This is a genomic window from Moorena sp. SIO3B2, assembly GCF_010692525.1.
GTDB classification, from domain to species: domain Bacteria; phylum Cyanobacteriota; class Cyanobacteriia; order Cyanobacteriales; family Coleofasciculaceae; genus Moorena; species Moorena producens.
Genome location: NZ_JAAHHE010000225.1, coordinates 1 through 2,676, shown reverse-complemented (window position 1 = coordinate 2,676; position 2,676 = coordinate 1). Strand labels below are relative to the sequence as shown.

The window sequence follows — 2,676 nt, the reverse complement described above, 5'->3', positions numbered from 1 at the left end:
GTAGTTGATGTTGAAGCCCCCACTCAGTACATCCAGGCGCAATTGATGAGTCCCGGCACTGAGGCTGAGCACTTGGGAAGACTCGATCGTCTGCCAAGTTCTCCAGCCACCAGTGTTGCCCAAATTCACACTAGCCTGTTCTCCGTCTAGACTGACTTGGAAGCTATGATTGCCATTGAGTGCAGAAGCCACACGAGCTTCGAGTTGATAAGTCCCGGAACTGGGAATGGTGACCTCATAGGTCAGCCATTCTCCTGACTCAATCCAACCCACCAGCGGCGTGCCATCTACATCGCCGCTGTAAGAAATATCCACATCCTCAAAGCGATACTCTCCACCATTATTGCCAGGGTCAAGATCGTAATAAGCTACCCCTTGACCACCAGTATTGTAGTCTTCTGCTTCGATGCGAACAGTAGAGCCGCTTGCCTGAACATCAGTTATAGTATCAATTCCGTTGCCCTGATTAGAGGTGTTGTTATCTGTACCACCATTATTGCCGTTGCCGACCTCAGGAGTTGGGGTCACAGATGGTGAGACCGGAATCAAATCAATGTAGTTGATGTTGAAGCCCCCACTCAGTACATCCAGGCGCAATTGATGAGTCCCGGCACTGAGGCTGAGCACTTGGGAAGACTCGATCGTCTGCCAAGTTCTCCAGCCACCAGTGTTGCCCAAATTCACACTAGCCTGTTCTCCGTCTAGACTGACTTGGAAGCTATGATTGCCATTGAGTGCAGAAGCCACACGAGCTTCGAGTTGATAAGTCCCGGAACTGGGAATGGTGACCTCATAGGTCAGCCATTCTCCTGACTCAATCCAACCCACCAGCGGCGTGCCATCTACATCGCCGCTGTCAGAAATATCCACATCCTCAAAGCGATACTCTCCACCATTGTTGCCAGGGTCAAGATCGTAATAAGCTACCCCTTGACCACCAGTATTGTAGTCTTCTGCTTCGATGCGAACAGAGTTCATAACCTACTCCTAATAATTTTTATTTCCTATTACACGAGTAGGTAGATGCTTCTTCAAGCTTGCTCAAAGTATACCACTTTGAGCAATGTCATGGAGTCTAAGTAAGCCAATACAGCGTTTGTGTTTATCCACCACCGGCAACACGGAGATTTGAGAAGTCCGATTTTCCATAAGCTGTAAGGCATCGTAAGCCAGTTGGTCAGGTTGAACCATTACCGGATTGGGAGTCATAATTGCTACTGCCTTGAGGTGTTCTAGCTCCGTTGGCTTGATTTTGGCAATCGAACGTCGTAAATCACCGTCAGTAATAATTCCGAAAAGTTCACCCTTATCGTCAACTACATTGACTGCTCCCAAACTGCCTTTAGTGATAGCACCAACAATTTCAATCCAGCTGGCTTGAGGGGAAATCACAGGGTTGTCTTGGTCTTTGTGCATTAAGTCTGCGACTCTCAAAGTCAGGCGCTTACCCAAACGTCCTGCCGGATGATTCAGAGCAAAATCTTCTGGCGTTAGCCCCTTAATTGGCATTAGTGTCATTGCCAAAGCATCTCCAATTGCCAGAGCAACCGTTGTGCTGGTAGTTGGAGCAAGATTAAAAGGACACACTTCTTGATCAACGGAAGCATCAAGCACAACATCTGCATTGCGAGCAAGAGTAGAGTTCAGGTTGCCCACAATCGCAATAATCGGTAATTGCCGACGCTTGAGGTAAGGCATTACAGCCACAAGCTCATCGGTTTCACCACTGTTGCTCAAAGTCACAACCACATCTGAAGAGGTGACGCTCCCTAAGTCACCGTGCATAGCATCCCCTGGATGTAGATAGGTTGCTAGAGTCCCCGTACTCGTCAAGGTAGCAGCAATTTTACGCCCTACAATTCCTGACTTGCCAACTCCCACCAATACCACTTTACCTCGACAATTAGCTAAAAGCTCAACAGCTTGCTCAACTTCCTGAGGTTGAAGTCGATTGGCAGCTAGAGTAATTGCATCAGCTTCTATTTTTAGCCTTTCAACAACCTGTGAAAAGCAAGTTTTTTCCATTAGGAACTGCATATATCTGTCTATAATTGGGGTAATATAAGTAGATATACCCTAAACTAAATGATTTAATTTTTATCTCCTTAAATTCCCCATACATAAGTCGATTATAGGCTATTTTATTGGAGTTTTAAGTAACTTAAAACCGTAAGTATTCAGCTATCAGCTATCAGCTATCAGCTATCAGCTATCAGCTATCAGCTATCAGCTATCAGCTATCAGCTATCAGCTATCAGCTTTTGAATAACATAGGCATTCGTCACAGCGTCGAAGCCTGTGCCACAAACTAGAAGCCTGTGCCACAAAGCTGTTCGCGTAGCGTGAGCTAAAAGCTCACGGCTGACGGCTGACTGCTGACCACTGACTGCTGACCGCTGACCGCTGAATGCTTACTTAAAACCAACTAGTTTTTTTAACGGATTTAATCGCCCTTTTTAAAGAAGCTATTTCCCGAGCCATAGTTGAGAAATTTCCCTCTAGTAAATCACGCCTGACGTAGGAACGAACAAGGCTTAAATCAATATCAGTTTGGGTTATATAACCGCAATCCCTAGCTTCGTTAAAGTACTGAAACCATAGATCTCCATAGGGATGATTGGTATACTTCCAGGGTTGAGTGTAGAGGTTCGTATAGTGGATTAACTTCGTATCTTT

The 2,676-nt window shown here is 45.9% G+C and carries 2 protein-coding genes and 1 pseudogene; all 3 read right to left on the bottom strand.

All coding sequences use genetic code 11. The features are described 5' to 3' along the window. On the bottom strand, positions 1–978 hold a 978-nt coding region (locus tag F6K38_RS28675), incomplete at its 3' end, for a carbohydrate-binding protein (RefSeq protein WP_287358464.1). 63 nt (positions 979–1,041) lie between these two features. Next, positions 1,042–2,025: a KpsF/GutQ family sugar-phosphate isomerase gene (locus F6K38_RS28670; protein WP_202970744.1), complete on the bottom strand. Its 984-nt coding sequence runs from the start codon at positions 2,023–2,025 to the stop codon at positions 1,042–1,044. A 390-nt stretch (positions 2,026–2,415) separates the two neighbouring features. After that, a pseudogene (locus F6K38_RS28665) lies at positions 2,416–2,676 on the bottom strand (glycosyltransferase); the annotation flags it as partial.